Source organism: Bacillota bacterium (genome assembly GCA_013177945.1).
In the GTDB taxonomy this organism is placed as follows: Bacteria; Bacillota; DSM-12270; order Thermacetogeniales; family Thermacetogeniaceae; genus Ch130.
In genome coordinates this window covers 70,376-95,235 of sequence record JABLXW010000015.1, presented here as the reverse complement: position 1 = coordinate 95,235, position 24,860 = coordinate 70,376, and the positions used below count along the sequence as shown (strand labels likewise).

At 47.4% G+C, this 24,860-nt stretch carries 26 protein-coding genes and 4 pseudogenes; 5 read left to right on the top strand and 25 right to left on the bottom strand.

The window, feature by feature from the left end:
- Nucleotides 1–201: 201 nt before the first annotated feature.
- The 4 genes from HPY58_10220 to HPY58_10205 all read right to left on the bottom strand — a co-directional run bounded on the left by HPY58_10220 (nucleotide 202) and on the right by HPY58_10205 (nucleotide 4,108).
- Nucleotides 202–1,296, bottom strand: a complete 1,095-nt coding sequence (locus tag HPY58_10220; GenBank protein NPV30002.1) for a DUF1848 domain-containing protein — start codon at nucleotides 1,294–1,296, stop codon at nucleotides 202–204.
- A gap of 108 nt (nucleotides 1,297–1,404) precedes the next feature.
- Nucleotides 1,405–2,004: a HEAT repeat domain-containing protein gene (locus HPY58_10215; protein NPV30001.1), complete on the bottom strand. Its 600-nt coding sequence runs from the start codon at nucleotides 2,002–2,004 to the stop codon at nucleotides 1,405–1,407.
- Nucleotides 2,001–3,827 carry a hypothetical protein gene (locus HPY58_10210; protein ID NPV30000.1) on the bottom strand — a complete coding sequence of 609 codons (1,827 nt, stop codon included), beginning with the start codon at nucleotides 3,825–3,827 and terminating at the stop codon, nucleotides 2,001–2,003. The genes HPY58_10215 and HPY58_10210 overlap by 4 nt, the downstream gene beginning before the upstream one ends.
- A gap of 68 nt (nucleotides 3,828–3,895) precedes the next feature.
- Entirely contained in the window at nucleotides 3,896–4,108 is a 213-nt protein-coding gene (locus tag HPY58_10205; GenBank protein NPV29999.1) for a hypothetical protein, read from the bottom strand.
- A gap of 221 nt (nucleotides 4,109–4,329) precedes the next feature.
- Between HPY58_10205 and HPY58_10200 the strand changes: the two genes are divergently transcribed.
- The 3 genes from HPY58_10200 to HPY58_10190 all read left to right on the top strand — a co-directional run bounded on the left by HPY58_10200 (nucleotide 4,330) and on the right by HPY58_10190 (nucleotide 5,394).
- Nucleotides 4,330–4,530: a hypothetical protein gene (locus HPY58_10200; protein NPV29998.1), complete on the top strand. Its 201-nt coding sequence runs from the start codon at nucleotides 4,330–4,332 to the stop codon at nucleotides 4,528–4,530.
- Between the two features lie 296 nt (nucleotides 4,531–4,826).
- Nucleotides 4,827–5,117 (top strand): type II toxin-antitoxin system Phd/YefM family antitoxin, encoded by a 291-nt coding sequence (locus HPY58_10195; protein ID NPV29997.1) that lies wholly within the window; start codon nucleotides 4,827–4,829, stop codon nucleotides 5,115–5,117.
- Complete coding sequence (locus HPY58_10190) at nucleotides 5,089–5,394, top strand: type II toxin-antitoxin system RelE/ParE family toxin (GenBank protein ID NPV29996.1); 306 nt, start codon at nucleotides 5,089–5,091, stop codon at nucleotides 5,392–5,394. The genes HPY58_10195 and HPY58_10190 overlap by 29 nt, the downstream gene beginning before the upstream one ends.
- On the opposite strand, the gene HPY58_10185 is transcribed toward HPY58_10190, so the two are convergent.
- The gene (locus tag HPY58_10185; protein NPV29995.1) at nucleotides 5,318–5,800 is read right to left on the bottom strand and encodes a PIN domain-containing protein; all 483 of its coding nucleotides are present in this window, start codon (nucleotides 5,798–5,800) and stop codon (nucleotides 5,318–5,320) included. The genes HPY58_10190 and HPY58_10185 overlap by 77 nt on opposite strands.
- A complete protein-coding gene (locus HPY58_10180) occupies nucleotides 5,779–6,036 on the bottom strand; it encodes an AbrB/MazE/SpoVT family DNA-binding domain-containing protein (protein NPV29994.1) in 258 nt (85 codons plus the stop codon). The genes HPY58_10185 and HPY58_10180 overlap by 22 nt, the downstream gene beginning before the upstream one ends.
- A 657-nt stretch (nucleotides 6,037–6,693) precedes the next feature.
- On the opposite strand from HPY58_10180, the gene HPY58_10175 reads away from it, so the two are divergent.
- On the top strand, nucleotides 6,694–7,272 hold the full coding sequence (locus tag HPY58_10175) for a plasmid pRiA4b ORF-3 family protein (GenBank protein NPV29993.1): 579 nt from the start codon (nucleotides 6,694–6,696) through the stop codon (nucleotides 7,270–7,272).
- Between the two features lie 10 nt (nucleotides 7,273–7,282).
- On the opposite strand, the gene HPY58_10170 is transcribed toward HPY58_10175, so the two are convergent.
- The 8 genes and pseudogenes from HPY58_10170 to HPY58_10135 all read right to left on the bottom strand — a co-directional run bounded on the left by HPY58_10170 (nucleotide 7,283) and on the right by HPY58_10135 (nucleotide 10,722).
- Nucleotides 7,283–7,522 (bottom strand): hypothetical protein, encoded by a 240-nt coding sequence (locus HPY58_10170; GenBank protein NPV29992.1) that lies wholly within the window; start codon nucleotides 7,520–7,522, stop codon nucleotides 7,283–7,285.
- A gap of 205 nt (nucleotides 7,523–7,727) precedes the next feature.
- Nucleotides 7,728–7,955 carry a type II toxin-antitoxin system HicB family antitoxin gene (locus tag HPY58_10165; GenBank protein ID NPV29991.1) on the bottom strand — a complete coding sequence of 76 codons (228 nt, stop codon included), beginning with the start codon at nucleotides 7,953–7,955 and terminating at the stop codon, nucleotides 7,728–7,730.
- Between the two features lie 323 nt (nucleotides 7,956–8,278).
- Nucleotides 8,279–8,839 (bottom strand): annotated as a pseudogene (locus tag HPY58_10160) (transposase).
- Nucleotides 8,840–9,230: 391 nt separating this feature from the next.
- A pseudogene (locus HPY58_10155) lies at nucleotides 9,231–9,438 on the bottom strand (addiction module toxin, HicA family).
- Nucleotides 9,432–9,662 (bottom strand): type II toxin-antitoxin system HicB family antitoxin, encoded by a 231-nt coding sequence (locus HPY58_10150; protein ID NPV29990.1) that lies wholly within the window; start codon nucleotides 9,660–9,662, stop codon nucleotides 9,432–9,434. The pseudogene HPY58_10155 and the gene HPY58_10150 overlap by 7 nt, the downstream one beginning before the upstream one ends.
- Before the next feature lie 276 nt (nucleotides 9,663–9,938).
- A complete protein-coding gene (locus HPY58_10145; protein NPV29989.1) occupies nucleotides 9,939–10,097 on the bottom strand; it encodes a hypothetical protein in 159 nt (52 codons plus the stop codon).
- A 162-nt stretch (nucleotides 10,098–10,259) separates the two neighbouring features.
- Nucleotides 10,260–10,498: pseudogene (locus HPY58_10140) on the bottom strand (type II toxin-antitoxin system HicA family toxin).
- A complete protein-coding gene (locus HPY58_10135) occupies nucleotides 10,498–10,722 on the bottom strand; it encodes a type II toxin-antitoxin system HicB family antitoxin (GenBank protein ID NPV29988.1) in 225 nt (74 codons plus the stop codon). Before HPY58_10135 ends, HPY58_10140 begins: the two are co-directional and overlap by 1 nt.
- A 1,331-nt stretch (nucleotides 10,723–12,053) precedes the next feature.
- Between HPY58_10135 and HPY58_10130 the strand changes: the two genes are divergently transcribed.
- A complete protein-coding gene (locus HPY58_10130) occupies nucleotides 12,054–12,434 on the top strand; it encodes a hypothetical protein (protein ID NPV29987.1) in 381 nt (126 codons plus the stop codon).
- Nucleotides 12,435–12,813: 379 nt separating this feature from the next.
- On the opposite strand, the gene HPY58_10125 is transcribed toward HPY58_10130, so the two are convergent.
- From HPY58_10125 to HPY58_10075, 11 genes and pseudogenes are all read right to left on the bottom strand, one after another.
- A complete protein-coding gene (locus HPY58_10125; GenBank protein ID NPV29986.1) occupies nucleotides 12,814–13,920 on the bottom strand; it encodes a DegT/DnrJ/EryC1/StrS family aminotransferase in 1,107 nt (368 codons plus the stop codon).
- A gap of 6 nt (nucleotides 13,921–13,926) precedes the next feature.
- On the bottom strand, nucleotides 13,927–14,553 hold the full coding sequence (locus HPY58_10120) for an acetyltransferase (GenBank protein NPV29985.1): 627 nt from the start codon (nucleotides 14,551–14,553) through the stop codon (nucleotides 13,927–13,929).
- The gene (locus tag HPY58_10115) at nucleotides 14,540–15,169 is read right to left on the bottom strand and encodes a sugar transferase (GenBank protein NPV29984.1); all 630 of its coding nucleotides are present in this window, start codon (nucleotides 15,167–15,169) and stop codon (nucleotides 14,540–14,542) included. Before HPY58_10115 ends, HPY58_10120 begins: the two co-directional genes overlap by 14 nt.
- A 90-nt stretch (nucleotides 15,170–15,259) precedes the next feature.
- Nucleotides 15,260–16,279, bottom strand: coding sequence for a hypothetical protein (locus HPY58_10110; protein ID NPV29983.1), 1,020 nt, complete (start codon nucleotides 16,277–16,279; stop codon nucleotides 15,260–15,262).
- Between the two features lie 240 nt (nucleotides 16,280–16,519).
- Nucleotides 16,520–16,923 (bottom strand): annotated as a pseudogene (locus HPY58_10105) (glycosyltransferase).
- A gap of 134 nt (nucleotides 16,924–17,057) precedes the next feature.
- Entirely contained in the window at nucleotides 17,058–18,197 is a 1,140-nt protein-coding gene (locus HPY58_10100) for a glycosyltransferase family 4 protein (protein ID NPV29982.1), read from the bottom strand.
- Between the two features lie 76 nt (nucleotides 18,198–18,273).
- Nucleotides 18,274–19,212: an SDR family oxidoreductase gene (locus HPY58_10095; protein ID NPV29981.1), complete on the bottom strand. Its 939-nt coding sequence runs from the start codon at nucleotides 19,210–19,212 to the stop codon at nucleotides 18,274–18,276.
- Complete coding sequence (locus tag HPY58_10090; GenBank protein NPV29980.1) at nucleotides 19,209–20,528, bottom strand: nucleotide sugar dehydrogenase; 1,320 nt, start codon at nucleotides 20,526–20,528, stop codon at nucleotides 19,209–19,211. Before HPY58_10090 ends, HPY58_10095 begins: the two co-directional genes overlap by 4 nt.
- 389 nt (nucleotides 20,529–20,917) lie before the next feature.
- The gene (gene asnB, locus HPY58_10085) at nucleotides 20,918–22,810 is read right to left on the bottom strand and encodes an asparagine synthase (glutamine-hydrolyzing) (protein ID NPV29979.1); all 1,893 of its coding nucleotides are present in this window, start codon (nucleotides 22,808–22,810) and stop codon (nucleotides 20,918–20,920) included.
- Complete coding sequence (locus HPY58_10080) at nucleotides 22,810–23,877, bottom strand: glycosyltransferase family 4 protein (GenBank protein ID NPV29978.1); 1,068 nt, start codon at nucleotides 23,875–23,877, stop codon at nucleotides 22,810–22,812. The genes asnB and HPY58_10080 overlap by 1 nt, the downstream gene beginning before the upstream one ends.
- Nucleotides 23,874–24,830: a glycosyltransferase family 2 protein gene (locus HPY58_10075; protein NPV29977.1), complete on the bottom strand. Its 957-nt coding sequence runs from the start codon at nucleotides 24,828–24,830 to the stop codon at nucleotides 23,874–23,876. The genes HPY58_10080 and HPY58_10075 overlap by 4 nt, the downstream gene beginning before the upstream one ends.
- Nucleotides 24,831–24,860: the final 30 nt, after the last annotated feature.

The window sequence follows — 24,860 nt, the reverse complement described above, 5'->3', positions numbered from 1 at the left end:
ACCGGTCAGTCAACTTGCCTTAAAACTCCCTCTCAAAAAATTTACCGGTTTACAACACTTCCAGAATTATACACTCCAGAATTATAGAAACTTCGATTCATCCGATACCTGGCATAAACAGGAACTCCCGCCCCAGCACAAAAATAAACCAGCGAGTTTGAGTCTTGAGAGGAGCAACCCGGAGGTTAAAAATACCCCCACTCACGAAATTAATTTTGGCTGGCAGAAAAGGCCGGGGATTCGATTGCTACCCTTGTTCTCGTTAAATTTACATTCTCCTGGCAGCAAACTCGGACTCTCGGGCCTGTGAGCACGATACCTCTTAAGAGCCCTCCAGTGATCCTGATTGGCGTAACAGTATACACAGTCGTGAAGACAGGTGTCGTACATGCCGATGTCGATGCTCTCATAGCAGCAGCACCCGGCCCTGGTCGGAGATTTTTTGGGCGCAGGTATTAATTCCCCGAAAACCGCGGTCATATAAAGGTAATCTACACAACTGCCCCTCTTTACGCCTTCTCCTACCAGTTCGGGCTGGCAACAGCTATACAAGCTGATACCGTACCTCTCAGCGATTTGCGCCATCTCCCGCACCAGCTTCTGCTTCTCCTCCAGCTCCAACTCCAACCATCTGCTGGAATTCCCAAACCTCTTCTGAAAGCGCACCTCAACCTTGCGGTAGCGGTTGGCGAAACTTATGTAACAACGCCGGGTATAACCCTTGAGCCTCCTGGCCATGTATTCAAACCTCTCCAGATAATAATCCCGACCCATCTCAGTTGTTATCAGGATCGGGTCAAACCTCCACTGGACATGTTCTGGGGAATACCTCTCTGAGAGATAACGGAAAACCTCAACCATCTCCTCCTTCGGGGGAACATGAGGTTCAAACTGGCCACTCATCCCGGTGATCGTGAACAGAAAATAAAGGTTATACTTGCGCTGATCCAGGTACTCCAGGTAGGGCAAAAACGGCCGGAAATTCTTCGACCAGAGCACGAGTGCATAAACGTCCTGGGGATCCAGCGACACCATGACCGCAGCCTTAGTAAAAGGGTTAACAGCCACCGCCCAGCCTTCTTCAACGCGGCGATACAGCCATTCTCCGTAAAAAGCCGGTATGTCTGTCCTCCTGCTGGCCGAAACGATCATCAGTATCTTTCCCCTCACGCTAAAGATCTTCGAACTTAAGTTCAATTTCATCGTTTCTCGAAACTTACAACCATTTGCCTCCTTTTCATTGATAATAACACCCTTAATAACCCTAATAATACGAACTGTATGCCGAGATATCAAGGCCAGGCTCCATCAAGGGATATTCCTTACCTCTAACGTACTCCGGCAATTTATCTGGTATACGCATAACGTTGTCACTACATCTGTTTATCCACCTCAATGCATTCGCTACATTTTCATCTTCTCTAACGCTCTCATCCAATTCAACTTTAATTTATCAGAACCACTGCGGCCCCAGATAAGAATTAGATTTTTCAATAAGCGGGGTATTTTCTGCATTTTCAAAATCTCTTGCTCTAACCTCTCCCAATCAAATCCATCCCAGTAATCAATCTTTAGCAGTGACTGAGATGCCATCAGCTTGATGCCTAAACTTTCATCAAAAAACAAAATTTTGGTTAAAGCTGAGACAGCATTGGAACAGTTTGGCTTCATTTCACCCAATGCCCAAATAGCTACATACTTTAGGTATTCAGAACTCTCATTCTCTAATATTCGAACAAGGTCCGGGATCAATGCCGGGTAACTCCGCAAAACAGTTATATTATATAACCACGGGGACGGTAAAATTTTCTTTATTACGGGGATTATTCCAGGCGAAGACAAGATACTTGCTCTGTATGTGTAAAATCTGTATTTCGCCGTTATCTTTTTTCTAATATCGGCATCAAGCCCAGTTGTTGAAAGATCTCCGTAACAGTCGTAAAGCCGTTGTAGCCTATTTTCCAATTCCTCTTTTAACCGCTTGAGTTTTTTTACTAGTTTCAAATTTTTCGACTTAAAATCCTTTGCCCACTCATTTGCATTGAGTAATTTGGCAGGATGAGGAAATTTACGCGGTACATTTGAGAACTAAAATACCTGGACACAAAGGATAAAGCCGCACTCAAGCCTTTTCCAAGCAAAAGCTTTCTCCGCAACCACTCAGGGTTGATAATAACTCCAATAGTCCGAAGGCACTCACTATATAACCTGACGAACTCATCAGGTTTTCTTATAAACTCGCGGTAGTTATTCCAATCTAAACTATACAACCCCCTCAAGATTCTCGATAAATCCTTCTGGAAATCATCCACTTCCCGATCACGCTCAATCAATGATAAATAATCTTCAATCGTTCCCTCTTTCAGCTTTCTACCTGTATGATTTTTTAACCCTAACTCACATAATTTTTCCGACACATACTTGATCGATTCTTTACAACTTTCCTCATCATGTGTGTAGATAATCATATCATCCACATATCTCCGATATCCATTTGGTCCCAATTTGGCTTCCATTTCGCGGTCAAATTCGTCTAAATAACAATTCGCTAAAAAACCGCTACAGATCGGCCCCTGGGGTATACCACAACCTTCAGGAGAACCAAAAATTGATCTTTTAATCATAGAATTTAACAAGTTTAATACTCTCGGTTCTTTTGCAGGTAATAACCTGATAAGCTTTTCAATTAATTTCTCCTGTTTTACCGAAGGATAAAAAGACTTGATATCCATCTTCACAAAAAAATTAAAACCGTTTTTTGCGAACCAACTTTTCGGTTTATACATGAAATTTCGATACGAATGCCAAAAATACTTATACATATATTCACTATCAATTTTTTCATTGATCCTGTTACCATAACTCGTCCTACAAAAGTTCCTGTCTATACCTCTACCCACAACATCTAAAAACGCGGCCCCAACTATACTATCACTTAAACTGTCCATAACCCTTGGCCTTGTCTCTTTATCATTTTTCGGCACTTCATACTCCAGTAGAAATTCCCCAAAATTGTAACCGGTAAGGATCCTTTTTCCCAGTTGCTTCAGGTTGTGTTCGAGATCTTGTTCAAACAGTTTGATTTCAACTTCATCACAAGGAAACTCCCATCGCAATGCCTGGCGGCTCTTAAAATACGCCCTTTTTAAATTTTCTAGCTCGCTCATTTTGTTCACAATCAAACCAAAAACTGCAAAGGCAGCATTATAGCTATTCACGTGCTCAATCTTCGTTTTCACTTCTCTATAATAAGATCTTGGGAAGTTCTCGTATCTTATAAAATTTGTGTCTGGGCCCTTCAAGATATAAATATCCTGCGAAGCCTGCTTTAACCTTTTGTAAAATTTATCCAGTTTCTTGCGAAGCTTTGGCTCCTTAGTTTCGACTGATAATAATGCAACCTGCAACGCCGGAGTATTCTCCGCAAACTCTTTTAAGAAATTACACGCTCTATCATATACTGTTTCTGCTTCCGTCTTTCGCCGCCACGGCAAAAAAATATCGAGGAGACTTTTTCCATCTTCTAGCCAGTTCCACAGATTACTCATGGCAATTATCACAAATTTAGAATCATACCCAGCCACTCTTTCCAATACTTCACTTAGACATGGTTCATCAGGAAACTTTCCAGCAATTATCGTCCATTTAACCTGTAGATTTGACCCTTGCGCACATTGTTTTAATAATTCATTGGCTACTTCGTGATATAACACATTGGGTTCGATCAGGATCAAATAAAATTTCTCACAAACATCAGCGCCTTTTGCTTTTTCCTGCATTACTAAATCCATTAAAGCTAAGCTAAAAGTTCCTACCCCAGCTCCCACGTCTACTACAACGACACTCTCCTGCTCACAAATAGACGCTCTATCACCATACTTTTTCTGGTAGGAGTTTATAAATCCTGCGCTTTATAAAAATGAGCTGGGAAATGACGATACAAGGTTCCTGCCATCTGAGGATAATTGTCTGCAGTAGGTCGAGCATGGTCCTTAAAACCTGAGTATCTCTCATCATTTTCAAACTCACTTATGAGATTCTCATAAAGTTCAAACATCAAAGGAGAAGCCCGATAAAACGAGCTCTTTCCTACTAACATATCTTCCACTCACCTACAGCAATATTTACCTCTTTTTGGTATAATTCGACAGTTATCCTCCAAATCCTTCAGGAAAAGAAAAATCCTGCCTACATCTGGCTTACATCCGAAGAAAAAAATAAAAAAAGCAGCCAAAACTGTGCTACATGACTACATGACTGCCTCTCCTCTATTCACCTTTCCCGTCTTGGCACCAGCCCAGATACATCCCCTTCTGGTGTTTGAAAGTTTTGCTAGGGATGCGTACCTGGCTGGAGCAGCCTATTGAAGATAACATCTATATCTTCTTTGACGGCTTAAACCTGCCGATAAAACGCTTCACTGTGAGCAAAGAGTCTCTCCTCGTAGCCATCGGCATCACTGCCGATGGCTACTGGAAGATCCTGGGGGTGCAACTGGGAGATAGAGAAAGTGCTGCCCATTTTGCTTAACAGCGCCGCTGCTACCGGATTGTCGCTATGGATGTACTCCCGCCAGTCAAGTTTTTTTAACTCCAGTTTGTAAAACCGGAAATTTAGAACATCCAGGAAGGGGAAGACAATCTCGAAGCTGTCCGGTTCTCGTCACTTACCCTTGACTGCTTGCGCAAACATGAGAACCGTCCCTCTGTTTGTGCCCATGAGAACCGTCCCTCTGTTTGTGCAAATTTTACACGGCCCCCGATAATTTTTCGCTTGATATTGCGCACTATTTTATATAGAATAATCCTCAAATGGAGGTGTTTCCTGTGCTTTCATTCGACATCGACAGCCTGGTCAGCGTCACCGCCCTCTCCAGGTCGCTGGGGAAATATCTGGCCAAGTGTAAGGAGAAGCCGCTGCTGATCCTCAGGAACAACGAGGTAGAAGGGGTGCTGCTAAGCGCAGAAGCCTACAGGGAACTGCTGGAGTCCTACGAGCTGGTCCAGGACATCAGACTGGCCCGGGAAATCTTCGAGCAACCCACCGACAACCCCGAGGATAAGGACGTATTCGAGATAATGCGGGAAGTTGAAGAACAGGGTCGTGTACAGCGTTAAACCCAAGAATGTCAACCGCTTCCGCCACGATTACGCGAGGCTAACACCGGCAGAGCAGGAGAAAGTGCGGCGCGCCCTGGAAGGGCTGGCTGAAGAACCGCGACCGCTAGGCTGTATCTGCCTCGAAAAGAACTACTACAGGCTACGTGTCGGGAACATCCGCATCCTCTACGAGATTCTCGACGCCGAAAGAACGGTTCTCATCGGGGCCGTAAGCAGGCGGGATGAAAGAAAACATAATCATCAAGAAGGAGTACCTCCGGCGTATCAATTCTAGACCAGGATTGATCGTTTCCAATAATTGCATCGCAACCAGCTGCCTTAGCCGTGGCAATGATGAGCGCATCGGGCAGAGGCAAATTAGTTTCAACTCTAATAGAAGCGGCCATCTGGCCAATCTGGCGCGAAATCGAGATTACTTTCATGCCCGGAAACTCATTGAGCAGTAGCCTTACCCTTGCTAAGGCTTCTTTGTCATTTTTTTTAAGCGGCCCAACCAGGAGTTCGGCTTCAGTAATCACAGAAATGACAGCTTGGAGTCTTCCTTCTTCAAAAAGATGGAATAAAGGATTTAAAACGGTGTCGTAAGGGCTAATACCTTGCAAAAAATAGATTATTGCATTGGTGTCGAGTAATAAGCGTTTGACATGGGCAATTCTGTTTAAGAAAGCGTCCTGTCCCATGTTTCGCGTTCCTTCCTGATATAAGCGTTGACCTCTTCTGGAGTTCGGCCGTAGACGTTCTTCAATGAACCGGCCAGCAGTTCCGTATAACTTGTAGTTTTCGGCGAAAGAATAATTTTGTCCCCTTGAACTTCTAATAACAGTTTTTGTCCCGGCTGGATGCCGAGCTTTTTATAAATTGCGGCAGGCAAGGTTATTTGTCGCTTACTGGAAACTCTCACTATAACCTGTTCCATTTCATACCCTCCAAGCAGTTCTTTCTGTACGCTATTATAAACCCAGTAAGTGGTTATGGCAACAGCTTACCGAAAAGATTATCCTCGAAATCTGTCTAAGGCTGCTCCCCTCTATCACCTTGATTTTTCTGCAGGATTTTATCCCGCTTTTTATCCCGCTCCGGTTTTTCCATCTGGTGCAGAACACTAACAGGTCTACCACTTAACATTTTTTATATTTTTTGTGATTCCGTGTTTCATCACTTACCCTTGTCTGCTTGTGCAAACATGAGAACCGTCCCTTTGTTTGCCCTGGTGTTATTCCGCCAACTTTAATTCATATTTACCACTTCCCAAAAACTCCTGCATGAGGTGCCACCCTGCAGTTGAAGATCTCCGGAAGCTTGCTTTCATTACATTAGACACCACATATGCCACATAGCCCCGGCTACCTTTCAACAGCAGCTTGGCCCCCGGAGGTGACAGCCTTTGAAGGCGTATATTGCCGTCTGTTTGAGGAAATGGTACAATTCAGGCAGGAAATCCCAGAGTTGCACCGCGGTGGAAACCGCTACAGAATAAAACTGCTCTAACGTGGTATGACCGGAAAGCCCCATACATACGGTAATGATAACTGAAGCACTGCCGGAATAAGCAGACAGATTGGAGGTTGACTTGGTGAGTACTGTGTATCAGCTAAAAATAACTTTACTGGAAATCGAACCGCCCATCTGGAGGCGGATTTTGGTGCCGCAAAACATCACCTTCTATAAACTGCACAAAATCATTCAGGCCTCTTTCGGCTGGCAGGATTATCACCTTTTTGATTTTGACCTAGGTGATATGGTTGTTCATATTCCCGACCCTGATTATGCCCCGGGTGAATTATACGGCGGCAAAAAAGAGCTTAACGCCAAAAGAACAAAAATCGACGAGCTGCTCATAGAGCGCAAAAGATGTATTTATACCTATGATTTCGGAGACAACTGGCAGCACGAGGTCGTTCTGGAAAAAACACTAACGGCCGAAGAAGGACGGCACTATCCCTTGTGTATTGCCGGTGCCCGCCACAGGCCGCCGGAGGATGTCGGCGGCATTGGTGGGTACCAGGACTTCCTGCGCGTTATACGAAACCCCAAACACCAGGAATACAACAATTATCTGCTCTGGGCAGAAAAGGATACTGGCGGCAAAAAGTTTGACCCGGAGTATTTTTACATCAACGAGGTAAACCGGGCACTGGCGAGGATAAAATAAGATCCTCATCTCAGTCCACGGCACCTTGTTGTACGAAGTTTGCTACCAGTTCGACCAGGCTGTACCGGTGGGTGACCCGGTGAGGTACGTCCACGATATAAATTGCCCCACAATCACAATCGAGGCCGTAAGCCATGGGTTCTTTGCTCAGCACCACGCAACCTTCAAAGGTGTTGAAAAGATTGACGTAGCCGAAAATAGCGCCGCCCGGAGCCATAAGGCCGCCGACGAGCCAGTCGGCGTTGTCCACCACAAAGAGCCGGGAACTGCTAGAAAAACTACAAAAAAAGAAGAGTTGATAAATTTCTCTACCTGAATGTACAGGAACAACGACACGACGCTTGTCCGACGGCCGGTAATAAACCGCATGGCTCCCTTTTGCCGGTCAAAAACAAACCCTATACGTTCCGCAACCCGGATTACTTCTTTCGCTGTAACCACAGGGAGCTTTCTTGTCATAAAGCAACCTCTACAGGCTTAATCAAGAGATCTTCCCGGGGCAGCGGTTCGTTATGTGCCTTGAGACTTTCCAGATAAGCCAGAATCGCTTCCCGGATGTTCGAAAGCGTTTCCTCTAGCGATTCCCCCTGGGAATGGCACCCGGGTAAAGCAGGACAAAAAGCGTGGAAACCCCCCTCTTCTTCCCGCTCCAGAATCACGGTATAATGGTACACTTGGGGCATGACGCAAAACCCTCCTGTTTTTCTGTTTCTTTTTTCAGTTCACGATGCATTAAAGCTTCGGCTGACCGGCACTCTTTTTTTGCCACCATTATAGCACAGGTCGTTTGATCAAGCTGTAAATCTTCCGGCGATGAGCGCGGTGCGACGCCACTATTTTTTTGTAGATCTCCTTGAGTTCGGGGGTCATCGAGCGGCAAGCAAGATCGTGAATGGTCGAACCACAAGGAGGAGGTCCACATCAGCTTTTTCGGGATGAAACAAGCTGCGAGGGGTTTAAAAGCATAGCGCTGAGAAGGTTGGGTCGGAATAATCGAAAGATACACTTACTGAATGAACCTGCTCAGCTCCTCCCAGATGATGTTCCGGGCTTCTTCCAGGGAGCCGGCGGCAAACAGCTGGTCCAGCACCCGGTCCAGCGCATCCATGTCGGTCAGTTGCGGCACCTTTTCCTGTATGGCGGCAGAATCCGCTCCAAACCTGCGGGCCAGGTACCTGCATATGACCTCCTGCTTTGCTTTAATTTTACCTTCCACAAGGCCCTCCGCACGGCCTTCTGCGCGGCCTTGCGCAAGGCCCTCCGCACGGCCTTTTTCATGCCAGCTGGTGGTTATTTGCATAATGGCATCAACCTCTTTTTTGTCTATTTTACCCAATTCCCGGTAAAGCTGTTCTTCTTCCTCGCGGTTCAGCTTCAGGTAGGTCTCGAAAAAAGCGGCCAGCAACTCCATCCGAGCCGGGTCCAGCTTCATCCGGGCCAGCATGCGCCCGGTCGTAGCCGAACACGGCCACCGGTAATATCTTCCGCCGGTGCTTCTCGTATAACCGGCTGACTCGTTAAAGTTCTTTTGTACGTACGATTGCGGTTCAACATGATATTCAATAAGGTCTGTCAAAGAGAAAAATTAGCTACCTCCGGCAGAGATGCCCTGAAAATGCTCCGATCTCCACTTGACGCGTGACTTTGACGGTCAATGGCCAGATTGTGCAGCAGATTGGTAATGTTTCTCCTTTAATGCCAAATTCTTAAGGCTTTAAAGATAAAGCCGCCAGTTTTCACAAAACTTCAAACTTCCAAAAACTGTCTCTTTTTAGGAAGTTTAGATTAAAATTTGGTTAATGCGGAAAATCGGTAGATAGAAGAGCTTTCTTGTGATTTGCCAGAGAATAACGGCAATGAACCAAAATGGGATCACAATCATTGCCGCCGGGATTAGTTTTTTGAAGCGATTTTTTGTGTCAGAGTTAATTGGCTTCCAAATTCTTTTTTTCTAAGATTTATAGCAATTCAATGAGCTCGTCAACTGAAAGGTCAGCTTGGGTTAGGATACTTTTCAAGGTTTTTGGTTTGAGTAACTTTTTGCCATGTACAGGAACCGTGACAAGATGGCCGGCAGGTGATTCAAACATAAAGAAGTTTAAATCTTGCTCGGCGCAAGGCTGCTACAACGTCTTTGCCGGAAACCCTGGGAAGGCGCGTCATAATGAAACCTCAACTTCTCCAAAAAATAGTTTTGCGTCTTTTTCGGGAATCGGCCGGCCCTGAATCTTTAATGCTTCGAGATAGCCAGTAATAGCTTCTTCAGCATTTCTTAATGCTTCCTCGAGAGTATCTCCTTCGGTTATACATCCCGGCAAAGCCGGTACTGTAACGGTATACCCCCCATCCTCTTCGTTCCATTCTAAAACGACTTTAAATCGTCTTTGCATAATTTTGCCTCCTTCCTGTTTCAAAAATTTCTGAAAGGTTTCAAGGGTGTTATATTAATTAAAAAATTGGACCTAAAATACCTTGTCCTGGGCTCAAAACCTCGCAGAAAATTCTTATTCAGGAAAGCCAGGTCGAGGCCCAGACCCAAGAGATCCACCTGTTCTTGCACCCAGTGGAAAGGTGATTTGCGCCACCTGGCGCCGGAAAAGCAGGGCACGCTCAATTAAGAACCTCTCAAGGCTCATATAACATTCCATTCCCCGTTCGCCCATAGGTTACTGAATGAACCTGCTCAGCTTCTCCCAGATGATGTTCCGGGCTTCTTCCAGGGAGCCGGCGGCAAACAGATGGTCCAGCACCCGGTCCGGTCCAGGAAAACAGGGAAACGGTCCTGCTGTCTGCCAAAACAGTGGAGCGGTCCTGCTGAGAATCATGCAAGAATTTTGTCCCGCTCCGGTTTTTCCATCCTGGTGCAGGACACCAACAGGTCTGCCGCTTGATTTTTCGACTTCGTGTTTCGCCGCCTGCCCTTCTCTGCACCTGCCCTTGCTTGCAGGCGCAAACATGAGAACCGTCCCTTTGTTTGTCCAGAGTTTTTACGCCTGATCATACGCTTTTAAGAATTCTTCTCTGGAAATACCTGCTTGAGTACAAATAGTTCTTAAGGTGGAAGCTTTTATTCTTGGATGATTTGGCATTGTCAGCGGAGTTCGGGTACCATCCGGGTTTTTGCGAACCATCGCAATATGCTTCGTTCTCTAACAAGCTGAAAACCTAAAATTTCAAGTGCCTTAATAACCCTTTGTTTGGGGGCATCTACTGGAAATTTGACCACTATACGGCCACTCCTGCTTCAGTCACAAAAACCTCAAGTACGGGTGAGTCAGTTTCTAATACCTCTTCTCCAAAAGTTTCAATGTGAAACCGAATGGCAGATTTTACGTCAGCGAGCGCCTCTTCGCAGGTATCCCCCTGGCCAACTATAATTCCCTTTAATCCAAGAGGGTACGCCACGTACCCGTCCTGATGCTTCTCCACTATAATTTTAAACTGGCGCATAGCATAAACCTCCGTTATAATCAATTTCGATCTTGAGGGTATCTGGTATTATTCTGCCAAATTTAATAGGATTCATATTTACCACTTCCCAAAAACTCCTGCATTGGGTGCCACCCTGCAGTTGAAGATCTCCGGAAACCTCGCTTTCATTGCCTCACAACCTTCTTCTCCCTGTTCTCCCAAATTAACCAGGCAGTAATACAGTTCCTCCCAAACGGATTAATTCCTGGTGATTATTCTATCAGGAGAAAACACAACCAGCAAGGTAAACCTGCTCTTTAGAGCCACTCTGAAAACGCGCCTGCGTAAATAAAACCTCCCGCTTTTCACAGAACCCACACCCAAAGCAAGGGGTCCCATAAATTTCGTGTGCGAAGTCTATTGGAAAACACTACCCCCTTTGTAACATTGCTACACGCGGTTATCGCTCTAAGTTCGCTTTACAATCAGGGGAACGCCAAAACAGGGGGGCGGTCCTGCTGACAATCATGTAAGATTTTGTCTCGCTCCGGTTTTTCCATCCTGGTGCAGGACACCAACAGGTCTGCCGCTTGGTTTTTCGACCTCGTGTTTCGCCGCCTGCCCCTGCCTGCAGGCGCAAACATGAGAACCGTCCCTTTGTTTGTGCCGAACTGTGATCGGCCGGTGCTTTTCCGCACCTCTTTGGCAGCCGCAAGAAGCTCGGTGGGGGGCCTCGCCCCCGGCATCACCGACATATACGGTTACGGTCGCAGGTGTCTCTTCCACCGAGTTTATCTTTCTAATCCCCGGGACACGGAAAAGCAGGGCACGCTCAATTAAGAACCTCTCAAGGCTCATATAACATTCCATTCCCCGTTCGCCCATAGGTACGAAAAGCAGGATTTAACAGGCACCTTTTCCCTTTCGACCGGGTACTGCTGCTGCGATATTACCGTGTTCCGGTCTCTGCCATGAGAGAATCACCGACCACAGCGCAGGGTTGCAGGACAAACGGTCCCCTGACGAGGGGTCCCTGGTTACCGGCAAGAGGGACATCAAGTCGGAAAAAGGAGTTAGGGATAGTTGGGGTTATCAATACTTACTGCCTGGGGACGAAAATTTTTTCGTTTATTAGGGAATTCCATAAGAAAATGGTAGGTAGAGCCTACATTCACCTGAATACATTCAATTTACTGAGTGTTTTTAGTTTGACTGTTCAACCGCAATAAGTTTTAATCTACTTGCAAGCTATATTTAATTCTCGATTATTAATTATAAATTCAGCCAAAAGCGGAAATACTTTTTTAGTAAACAAGTCAATTACTGTGAGTATGAGATCATATGATCACTCAAGGTTGGTGGGGAGTATCATGTACTTGAATGACTTAAAGGACCTGTTTGGGGAGGAAGCGGGTTTCGTATTTGTAAAGGAACCGGAGCATTCGCAGCAGGTATTGCTCGAATTTCAGAAAAAATACGGCATCGAAACAGATGACTTTTTCACTTTCTACCGTACATTCGGGGTCACTCCGGTAAAAATCGATGCAAAAGAGTTGGCCAGTTGGGAACATCACTTCGAAATCTTCAAAATGGCCGGCGGTGATGTCTGGAGTTTAAAAGAGTCTAACAGAGAGTCAAAATCAACCAGGTGGCGGGAGACCCGCCATTTTTTATGCCCTCCCCGGCTGCCTTCTTCAATCTTCCACTTCAAGCTCTTCCGCTTCGCCCTTGGAGGCATCATCATATCTTGAGCGTATTATTGTACAACACCAGATGTAAAAGATCTGGCCGAGTCCGCTGGACACTATACTCTATCCAGATTCAACTACCCTGCCGGAAAGTCCCTTACATCAAAAAACGGCTCCTTTTGCCTATCCTCCAATAGACAAAAGAACCGTCCCCTTGTCTCCCTCCTCCTCTCCCGGCCTGATTATTTCTTCCCGATTTTTTTCCTGCTATTCCTGGGCTTCTCTTAACAGATCTTCCCTAATGAACACTTAATCAACCGCGACGACATCCCGCCCAAAATCGTCATCAAAGCGCACAATGTCGTCTTCCGCCAGGTACTCGGCGAAACAAACAAGAACAAACAGTGCGCGCAAACAAGAAAACCGTCCCCTTGTTTTCGGCTCATCTTACGGCGTTTTCAAGAGCCTTCACCACCAGGTCCACCTCAGACTCGGAGAGATTATTGTGAAAGGGAAGGGCAATGGTCCTTCGGGCTACAGACTCGGTGACCGGAAGCTCTCCTTCCCGGGTTCCGAACCGCTCCCGAATATAGGGCTGCAGATGGATAGGCGAGAAATAACCGCGGGTAGGAATCCCCTGCTCCTCCAGTGAGCGCATCACGGCATCCCGCTTGATTCCTTCCGCCAGGGTGACCACATACACAAACCAGCTCATCTTTACGTAAGGCTTCACCACCGGAGGCCGCACCCAATCCAGCCCGGCCAGGCGCTCGCCATACCACCGGGCCACCTGCTCCCGCTTCGCCAGGAATGTCTCGATGCGCCTGAGCTGGGAAACCCCGAGGGCAGCGGACATCTCGTCCATCCGGTAGTTGAACCCCAGCCGCTCGTGATACAGCCATGCCCCCATCTCCCCCCGCCCCTGGTTGCGCATGCTCCGGCAAAGCCGGGCGATCTCTTCATCGGAGGTGACGATGATCCCTCCCTCGCCGGTGGTGATCTGCTTGTTGGGATAGAAGGCGAAGGCGGCAGCATCCCCGAACTGCCCAACCTTTTTCCCTTTGTACTCGGCCCCCAGCGCCTCGCAGGAGTCATCGATCACCCTGAGACCGTGCCTCCCCGCAACCTCCAGGATGGCATCCCACTCCGCCGGGTGTCCGAAAACGTCCACCGCCAGGACCGCCTTCGTCCTGGGAGTGATCTTCCGCTCCAGTTCCTGGGGGTCGAGGCAGTAAGTTTCCGGATCGATGTCCACGAAAACGGGCGTCGCACCCACGTATAGGATGACGTTGACGCTGGCCGCGAAGGTAAAGGATGGCACCAGCACCTCATCCCCAGGGCCGATTCCTAACGCCCGCACTATCAGGTGCAAGGCCGCCGTCCCGGAGCTCACCGCTACGGCGTGCTCCACCCCGATGTATTCGCAAATAAGCCGCTCGAACTCCTCCGCCCGCTGCCCCAGCGCCAGCCTGCCGCTGCGCAGAACCTCAATCACCGCTTCGATATCGCTTTCATCCAGATCAGGAAGCGCCATCGGGATTCTCTTCATCTTCATTCATTCCTTTCCCACCGGGCGCGCCGGCACCCCGGCGACCGTTATAAACGAGGGAACATCATCAACGACAACGCTCCCAGCTCCAACTATCGCCCATGCTCCAATCTTTTTTCCAGGTAAAACCACTGAACCGATTCCAAGTAAGGCCCCTTCACCCACAGAAACACCCCCGGCCAGGTGAACACCGGGAGCAATATGGACAAAATCCGCGATCTCACAATCGTGATCAATGGTTGCTCCGGTATTAACAATTACATGATCTCCAAGACGGGAATCCGGCTGGATAACTGAACCAGCCATAATCACCGTACCGGCTCCAAGCTGCACACTATCATGTACGTACGCAGCGGGATGCACCACGGTCAACCATCGGCATTCGCCGTAACGCAATGAGATATCCCTCCGGGACCGGTTATCGCCGACGGCTATAACGGCACTGCAACGCATATCACGCAACATTTCCAAACTGCCTGCCACCCGTAAACCGAAAAATTCAGAGCCCCATTTAGTCTGGTCGTCGTCCAGCAACGCAGTAATCGAAAAACCCGCATCGAGCAGCGTTGCCATCACCACCTTGGCATGGCCGCCGGCTCCGACCACAAATACGGCATCCCTAACAGGATCCATATTTTCCACTTCCCTTAAACTCCGGCATGGTGGCATAGCCGGAGTGGCTTATCCCCTCCCGCCGCAGTACCTTCCAAAGTGTGAGCAGGAGGATCTTGAGATCAAGCAAGAGAGACCGGTGATCTACATACCAGACGTCAAGCCGGAACTTCTCCTCCCAGGAAAGGGCATTGCGCCCGTGCACCTGCGCCCATCCGGTGATCCCCGGCTTCACCTCATGGCGGCGCGCCTGTTCAGGTGTATAGCGGTCAAGATACTCCATGAGCAGGGGTCGGGGGCCCACAAGGCTCATCTCCCCCTTGAGCACGTTGTATAGCTCCGGCAGTTCATCAAGACTGGTGCTTCTCAGAAAATACCCAAGCCGTGTCAGGCGCTTTTCGTCAGGCAGTGGTTTTCCATCCCCGTCGAAAGCCTCCCGCATGGTGCGAAACTTGTAAAGCACAAAAGGCTTTCCGTGCAGGCCCGGCCGCACCTGCCGGAAAAATACCGGCCCGGAGGAATCGAGCCTGATCAAAAGAGCAATCACTGTAAAAAGAGGGGCAAACAAAACAAGCCCCACAGCCGCTACGCAGATATCTATCCCGCGCTTAACCACTTCGGCAATACTCTTCCCCATGCTCCTCCTCCATATTAATAGCCAGAATCATCACGTTATTTTAAATGATTTCGAACAAACCCATATCAATATCTATAATCATTGTACATGCTAAGTAGAAGAACCTCTAAAAACCTCATGCCTGATCCCGGCTTTTGCGAATTCTTTCATAACTTTCTCAATCGTCAAACCCTCTTCCATCATCAAGGTATGGATCAAACAAACCAGGCCGGCGGGTGACCACGGATAATGTTCCCGTACGAATGATGCCAGAGATTTAAGTGAAAATATTACAGGATGCAATTCCCTGCTTTCCCATTTATCCTTGCAAGCGACCTCTCTAATCTCCAGAATTTCCTTCGCCGTTAAATTCAAGCGCACGCGACCTAAGGCATACTGATACAATTCCCAATCAAGGCCAAAGCTCAAAAACAAGGGCCAATCACTGTCAGACTCCGTAATCGATACTCCCAGCTCTTCATATACTCCCCTAATGGCCGCTCTATAAAAATTTGGGTTCCCATTGACATCACCATCCGTTGGGCGTTGCAGACCCTCGTTAACAGCAATATTCCATAGTCCGGGGCGGGATTTAACATTCACCGATCTTTGAACCAGCAAAACATAGTTATCCCTTGTGAGAACCGCCAGATTAATCCCGAAACTGTGAGCAAGAAAAGCCACCGGTTTTCCATAAGGATCTTTCCCCGCCAGGTATTTGTCCCGCAATGTGAACTTTTCATCATTAACATATAATTCACGGTCCAAATTCAAGGAGGTTGCCAGGAAATTTAAGTAATCGGAGGGCCCAAACTCAAAATGAATTCTGGGCCGCTCATCATCACGGGTTCTGGTAATCGAAAAAGACTTCAGATAATACCTTTTCCCGTTCCAGGGCCGTATAACCCCCGTTTCTCCTGATTTTAATATTTCCGCCGCAGTTTCTGAGCGCAACTTCTTCAAGACATCCGGTAGTTGAGCATCCTCATTTACATAACGGGTAACCAGTTGCGCCTTGCCATAACCTCTACCATTGGTAGTATCCAGGACAACCCATCCATATTTTGCATCATGCGGCGTAAAAAACATTTCCCTGGGCACTTCTCGAGCTGGTATCATATGCCGCATCATTCTAGCGCTTTTTGCGGTAAACTTTCCGGCACGCCTTTTTTACCGGCTCATCCAGAATCGCACCCAGGATCATCCATAAAGGCCCTGTTACCAACTCGGATTGCATCAATGATAACCACCTTGGGTCCATACTTCTGAATTCCTCCAGATTATCCTCTTAATTCAGATAAACAGGTAATATGCCAGTATTTCCATTAATGTATTAACACGGCAATATTTTTAACTCTTTATATAACAAACTTATTTCAGATATAGATAACTACGGTAAATTGATTTCATCTCTGAGAGAACATTATCTAAAGAATAATCACTGATCTTCTCAAACGCTGCCTTTTCCATTTTGGAGCGTAAATCTGCATCTCTAATCAACCTGTAGTTAACCCATGGGTATCTCCCAATTACACGAGCAAGCCGGTTTTGCCATGCTCCACCAGATCACGGTTTCCCCGAACATCGGTGTCCACTACCGGTTTCCCGGCTGCCATGGCCTCCATTATACATCATCGCGGAAGACCTTAACGTTTAGAAATAAGAGTGAAAATATCACTTTCTTTCAATATCTGAGGCACATCATTCCGGAAGCCAAGAAAAAGATCGTGTGGGATTCTTTTTTCCTTCAGCCATTTTCCCACCACCGGGCACATTTTCCCATCCACCACCAATAGAAGGTGGTTTTTTTAAAACTCTGGTTTTTATTCATTCGTGTACGGTTAAGCTTGAAATATACTATAAACCACCAAAGAAAGAAAGTGTATTGTCTTTCGCACTATCCCAGTCACTATATAGGACAACAAGAAAACACTCTCTCTTTTAAGCCCATAGCCTCCAGGATGACCTGGTTTACCCTGTGGACATCGTATTTTTGCTCCGCGATTTCCCTGCTCTTTTTGCCCATTTCCACGATTATCTCTGGATTTAAGATAAACCTCTCCATAGCCTCCGCCAGAGCAACGCTATTCTTAACGGGAACGAGAAAACCGTTTACGCCGTCTTTCACCGTCTCCCGGCAGCCAGGCGAATCGGTTGTGATCACCGGCCTCCCCACGGCCATCGCCTCCAGCACCGAGCGGGGGGTGCCTTCTCTGTAAGATGGCAGCACATAAACGCTGCAGGCAGCCAGGTAGGGACGCACGTCATCGGTTTCCCCCAGGTACTCTATTACCCCTTCAGCCACCCAGGCTTCCACCTCTTTCTTCCCGATGGCCGAGGGATTGGTATCCAAAGGGCCGAGCAATTTAAAGGACACTTCCGGGTAGCGAGACTTAAGCAAACGGGCTGCCTCCACGTATTCGCGAATCCCTTTGTGCCAGATAAGCCGGGCAATAAGCAGAAAAGAAAGGGGTTTCACCGGCGGCTCAACATATGAAAACCGCTCCACATCTACCCCGGAGCCGTTGACCAGGACTACCCGGCACTTTGCCGGCAAAAGACCTGTTTCTCTAAAAAGCGATATGTCATCGGGATTTTGGAAAAACACCACGCGATTAGACCTCAAGGCTGCCTTGTAAAGCAGTTTCACCAGCCGCGCCAGCAAAATATATCTACCGCTCTCTTCCAAAAAGACAGAGCCCACTCCCGTAATCATGGAGCAGACCGCGGGAACCCCTGCCACCCGGGCCGCCAGAGAGCCGTAAATCACGGGCTTGACCGCATAGGAAAAGACGACATCGGGCTTGAGCTTCTTCATTTCCAGCACCAAAGCAAGCAGCGTAGAAAAATCCCTGAGAGGGTTAAGTCCCGTCCTCTCCAATGGGATCTGGATATAACCGGCCCCAAGAGCTTTCAGCTTTTCTTCAAAGCCTGCCTCCGGCCCCAGGGTTGTTACCTCGTGCCCCAGTTCCGTCAACGTTCGAATAAGCTCCCCGCGAAAATTGAGCAACGACCTGGCGTAGTGAGATATAATCAGTACTCTGGCCAATTCTCCCGCTCCCTCGCACGCTAACAGGCATTACGCTAACAAGCACGCAACAGGCAATCAATCCACCGGGCTCCTATTACAGGTGTTGCCTGAACCACTTTACCGTTTCTTCGAGGCCCTCATGCAAACCATATTGTGGAACATACCCCAGAAGACGCCGCGCTTTCGTAATATCGGCACGTGAATGCCTCACGTCACCGGGCCGCGGCTCCTGGTGCTCAGCAGTAAGCGCAACGCCTGTAATGTCTCCAAGCATCCCCAGCAGGTCATTTATCGTAACATTTTCCCCGCGCGCGACATTAAAAACCTCGCCGTCCACTCCCTCCGCTTCCGCCGCCCGGAGGTTGGCCTCCACCACATCGGCCACGAAAGTAAAATCGCGGGACTGGTTCCCGTCTCCGTAAATTACAGGGTTGCGGCCGCAAAGCAAAGCAGCAATGAATCTCGGTATGACAGCGGCATATTGGGATTGGGGATCCTGCCGGGGGCCGAAGACGTTGAAGTAGCGCAGGCAGACGGTGCTGAGCCCGTAGAGTTCCCAGAAGTTTTTGGCGTAAAGCTCCTGCGCCAGCTTGCTCACCGCGTAAGGGGAGGCGGGGCAGGGCTTAAGCTCCTCGCTCTTGGGCAAAACAGGAATGTTGCCGTAGACAGATGATGAAGAGGCAATAACCACCCGGCGCACTCCCAGGTCGCGGGCGGCCAGCAGGAGATTCAGCGTACCCGTGACATTAACCTCATTTGTTGACAGAGGGTCCTCCACCGAGCGCGGCACCGAAGGCAGGGCCGCCTGGTGGAAGACGAATTCGACCCCTTTTACGGCACGCTCGACGTCCTCACGATTCCGGACATCGCCCTGAATAAACTCGATCTGGTCTAAAACAGGCTCGAGGTTCTGCAGCCTCCCTGTCGCAAGGTTGTCCAGAACCCTGACGCGCCACCGCCGTCTCACCAGTTCGAGCGTCAAATTAGAACCGATAAAGCCCGCTCCACCAGTTACAAGACAAGTTCTGCTCATGAGCACTCATACCCCGCGCCCGCGGGTACCCCGCTCGCTTTAGGCAAAGGGGCCCCGATCCTGAAAATGTTCGATCCCTCAACATTTTTAAAGCCGTTCCGCGTATCAAAAATCAGTTCGGCGTGATCCGCAAGCCACCGGTAATCGAAGCATGAGTGATTTGTGGTCAACACGAGAAGATCATAATTTTGAACATTATCTTGATTGAGTTCTACGGACCTAACACTTGTTTCCAGATATTTAAAAGATTCTACATATGGATCATGGTAGTCAACAAGTGCACCGCGCTCGCGCAGCAAGTGGTATATCTCCAGCGCGGGGGACTCTCTCACATCGCCTACGTCCGGCTTATAAGCGACACCAAGGAGAAGAATCCTGCTCCCGCGGATCGCCTTTGCCTTAAGGTTGAGGATCTCAGAAATTTTCCCCACAACGTAATTGGGCATTTCGCTGTTAATATCCGTGGCAAGCTCGATAAACCTGTGGTGATACCCCATGCTCTTTGCCTTCCATGAAAGGTAAATCGGGTCAACAGGGATACAATGGCCTCCAATCCCAGGCCCGGGGTAAAAGGGCATAAACCCGAAGGGCTTCGACGCAGCGGCTTCGATCACCTCCCAGACATCGATTCCCATCCGGTCGCACATAATCGCAGTCTCGTTGATAAGGGCGATGTTCACGGCGCGGAAGACGTTTTCCAGCAACTTCACCATTTCCGCAGCCCGGGCAGAAGACACCGGAACAACTTCGTCTACAAAAGAACTGTAGAACTCAACTGCCCTTTTTGTACATTCGGGGGTAACGCCCCCGACGACCTTAGGCGTGTTTTTAATACCATAAACGCGGTTGGCGGGATCAACGCGCTCAGGAGAAAAAGCAAGGAAAAAGTCACGCCCAACCTTGAGACCGCCCTCCTCCAGCTCAGGTCTGATCAGTTCTTCAGTAGCTCCAGGATAGACCGTGCTCTCCACAACAACGAGGTGACCTCTTCGCAGGTAGGGTTTGAAAAACCGGATTGCAGACAAAACGTAGGACATATCCGGGTCTTTGGACTTGCGCAGAGGAGTTGGAACACAGATGACAACCGCATCTGCTTCCTGCAGGGAAGAAAAATCTGTACTGGGGAAGAACAAACCGGAAGCAACTAATTCCGCGACAACATGAGAAGGCACATCAAGAACATCCGACTTCCCCTGCTTTAGTTGTTCCACCTTTTCTTCATTAACATCCACACCATAAACCAGATACCCCGCCTGGGCCGCCTGTACCGCAAGCGGCAGCCCGACATACCCCAGCCCGACCACCGCACATCCCATAGTTTTTTCTGCTGTCAAGCTTCAACCCCTCCCCAAAAAATTGCCCTTTTTCGCCTTTTCACCAAAAGCCCCGCGTGCTCAGATGGTCAGCCTCTTGTTACCCTCAGAATAGCTAAGGCGCGGTTACCACCTCGCGCCGGAGGCCCAGACCCTCGTTCACGGCAACGCTCCACACGAGCAGGCGGGACTTCACGTGCGACGATCTCTGGGCAACCAGCACGTAGTTGTCGCTCGTAATCACGGCGAGGTTGATCCCAAAATCCCTTCTTTTGGTTGTTTTTGAAATAGGGTTCTATTTTGAGGGTACGCCCTCTTTTATGGTCTTCCTTTTTTATACAATTGATTTTACACTACCTACTCATTTTTCTAACACCTCACTTCAAACGTCACTACAAAGACTTATTTTGTCTTAACCAAAGTTCCAGCCACAATAAACTCCATACGACACCAGCCCACCGCTTAGGTTCTATATCAGTACGCTGGATATAAGAAACAACAGCTTTATGCTTCAGAAAATCATAAATTTCTGCATTGGTAGAAATAAGCAGATCTTGAACCATACCCGCCAGATCACTTTTAAGCCACCTTGCCAGCGGTACCTCAAAACCTTTTTTGGGAGCTGTCACAACTTCGTGCGGCAAGTATCGTTTAGCCAGAGATCTCAGTAAAGGTTTGGTAGTACGTCCTGGCAACTTTATATTAAGTGGCAACCTGATAGCAAATTCAAATAATTCATGATCTAAAAATGGCGATCTGGCTTCCAGAGAATGGGTCATGGTAGCAATGTCCATTTTTACCAGAAGGTCATCGGGCAATATTAAGCGCATGTCCAACCAAAGCATCCTATCTAAAAATCCAATTTTTTCACCAGAAATGGATAATTCGTTTAGTGTATCTTCCACAATTCTTATGGAAGGGTTAACACTCCCTACCAGATTAGATAAGAACATTTCTGATTTATCCGCTTCATTTAATTTGTCACCGGTCCAAGCAAGGTACCTCTCCACTTCATTTAGGGCAACTCCCCTTAAGAAACGGTGAAAAAAGCCGTACAGTGAACGAGCTGCCGTCGGTTCGGGCATTGTATCAACTATATAGTTCAACGTGTTTTTTATTAAGCCGCTTTGCGAAAAGCTGATAGTACTAAAAAATTTAGCAGCCAAATATCTCCGGTAGCCGCAAAAAGCCTCATCACCACCGTCACCGTTAAGCACTACTTTAACATGCTTGGCAGCCTCCCGGGCCACGTACCAGGATGGAACTGCGGAAGAATCCGCAAAAGGTTCATCATACGCTGCCACAATCTTACCAAGATCATCCTCCAGATTTGGTCTCACCAGAAACTCGTGATGATCGGTACTATAACGCTCAGCCACCTTTCTGGCCAAATTTCTCTCATCAAAGTCGCCGTCTTCAAAGCCGATGGTAAAGGTCTTTATGCGGTCAGGGTAGTTTTGGGCTGCGATGGCAGTAACTAAACCGCTGTCTATTCCCCCAGAAAGAAAGGATGCCACGGGAACATCCGACCTGAGCCGCAAGCAAACAGCCTTCTCAAGACTTCTTTCTAGCTGTTCGAGTGCCTCTTCCCTGGATACAGACAGCTTAGGAGTAAATTTAACATGCCAGTATCGTTCAATTTTAACCCCACCTTTACCATCATAAACGAGCAGATGTCCCGGTGGAAGCTTACATATTTTTTTATAAACTGTATTTGGCGAAGGAATAAATCCAAATGTAAGATAATCCCATATTGACTGTAGGGAAATTGAAGTATCCACTATGGGATACTTTTTCAGTGCTTTTAATTCAGAAGCAAAAATCAATACTCCGTTTCGAACAGTATAATAAAGGGGTTTCTTACCCACACGATCTCTAGCCAGAACTAGTTTTCTCAGATTTTTATCCCACAAAGCCAAAGCGTACATACCCCTCAAAAACCGAAGAAAATCTACTCCGTATTCTTCGTATAAATGTACCAAACATTCGGTATCTGTTTTTGTAGAAAAACGATGACCTTTTTTCAGTAGTTCTTGACGCAACTCAATGTAATTATAAATCTCGCCGTTTAAGATCGTTACCACAGAACCATCCTCATTAGTTATAGGCTGTTGGCCTCCCTCAAGATCGATAATAGACAGCCGCCGGTGTCCCAGTGCTACAAAATCATCAAAATAAAAACCTTCTCCGTCCGGACCGCGATGTTTCAGTAAAGAAGTCATTTCTTTCAATGCTTGCTTGCTATAAGTTGTGTTAGTGCCTAAAAAACCTGCTATACCACACATTAGCCCACTCCTCCTATCGAATGCAGCAAAGCAACCAGTCGTGGCGCTGTAACCTGTGTGCAATATTTCTTCCCAACTTTTATTCGCCCTGCTCTACCCATTTTAACTCTTAACTCCGGAATATCGCGCAAAGTAGTTAGGGCATTAACCCAGTCTATTGTGGTTTGACACAAATAGCCGTTTACCCCGTTTTCAACAATTTGCTTGTTTACTCCAACCGGCGAGGCTACAACCGGTACGCCGCATGCCATATATTGAATAAGTTTGTAACCACATTTTCCCCGTTCCCATGGTTCATCTGGCAGAGGCATGATACCCACATCAAAACTTTGAATGTCAGCCACTTCAGTCTCTTCTGACCAGCTACGTAGCATTATAGGCACATTTTCCAGTTTAATTTCGCCCGAACCCACCAAAACCAAACGAGTATTTCTTTTCCTGCAAACCTCAGCAAGTGCCGGGTGCACCAAGTTAAGGTATTTTGCTGTGGCAGGGGAACCGATCCAGCCGATGTTAAAACTTGTGTCACCAGCTTTATCCACTACATTGTAACGGTTCAAATCAATTACAGTAGGCAGATACTCCACACGTTTCGCACCAGCCCGATAAGCGCGCTCTGCCAGATAGTCATTACCAACTAACACCAAAGCAGCTCGGCGCATAACTTTATCTATTTTACGGCCCAAGAATGAACGAACTAACACATTCGAATGCAGATCATAACGGTGAAATACCGCATCGTCGTAGTCAACGACATAGGGGATATTAAACCATTGGAGCACCGCCTCCGCCAAGGCTGGTAGCCAGGGAAACAGTTCTTTTTCAATCCACAACAAATCAAATCGCCGGCTCTTAAGCAAAACACCAAGTCGCCTAAAATATGCTGCGATAATGCTTCCAAAACATTTTTTGTTACCTGAGTAAAGGTTTTTAATGTAATCGTCACCAAATAAAGGAGACACCGTAACTTCAATGCCTTGTTCTTTCAGGTATGGAATGTACTGATAAAAACGAACCCGGCTGCTGGCACCAAGACGGGTGTATCTACTGAGTAAAAGGACCTTCATAATTTATCACACTTCCTGGTCGCTTCTAATAATGCTGGTAATGCCCTCCATAACATAAAATAACCATTGATAGTCTCGATGATATCTCTACCAGAACGGCGAATAACAGCCCATGCTATACGTGTTAGCGGCTCCAGTAATAGCGTCCCCAGCATTAAGCCGGTTGCTGACCACCACCCAAAATGTTTGTAGCCATAAAGAATTCGACTGCGTAAAGAGTAGAACAGACGTGTAGCTTTAACTTGTTCTGAAGTACCCCCGCCCTTATGGTAAGCTTGTACATCGGCCAGATAGAAATTATGCCACCCGGCTTGCCGTGCACGAAGAGCAAAGTCAAGATCTTCAAAATAGACGAAGAAGCGTTCGTCAAAACCTCCTAAATCCTCAAATATGGAACGTCGCACCAAAAAAAACGCACCTATTACTTGATCCACTACTCGACCTTCCCTATGATCCCATTCAGTCATAAAATGGCTTGGGAAAAGTTTAGGAAACAAGCGATCAAGCCCAAACATCTTTGAAAAGAAACGGCCTGGTGTAGGAAAACGGGCACAGGTATGGCTGATTTGACCATTATCGTCCACCAGTTGAATGCCCAGTATACCTATATTCCTGTTTTCCTTTTGTTCCATAAACGTTAGTGGCTTTGTCAGAGAATCTTTAAAAAGGCAGGTATCCGGATTTAGAAATAGCAGGTAATCGGCTTTGCTACCTTTTGCACCCTGGTTGCAAGCTGCAGCAAAACCCCGGTTCTCAATGTTATGTATTAAACACAAGGGGAGATCAAAATCTTCAACTCCTTCTGCCGAACCATCAGTGGATGCATTATCCACCACCACTACTCGCTCTACAATAAAGCTTTCCTTGTCAGCTCTAAGAATCGAATTCAGGCAACATTGCAATTGATGTCCAGAATTCCAATTGACAATGATGATATCAAGTCTTGGATGCATAGTAGGAAAATCTGCCACTGAAAACCTCCT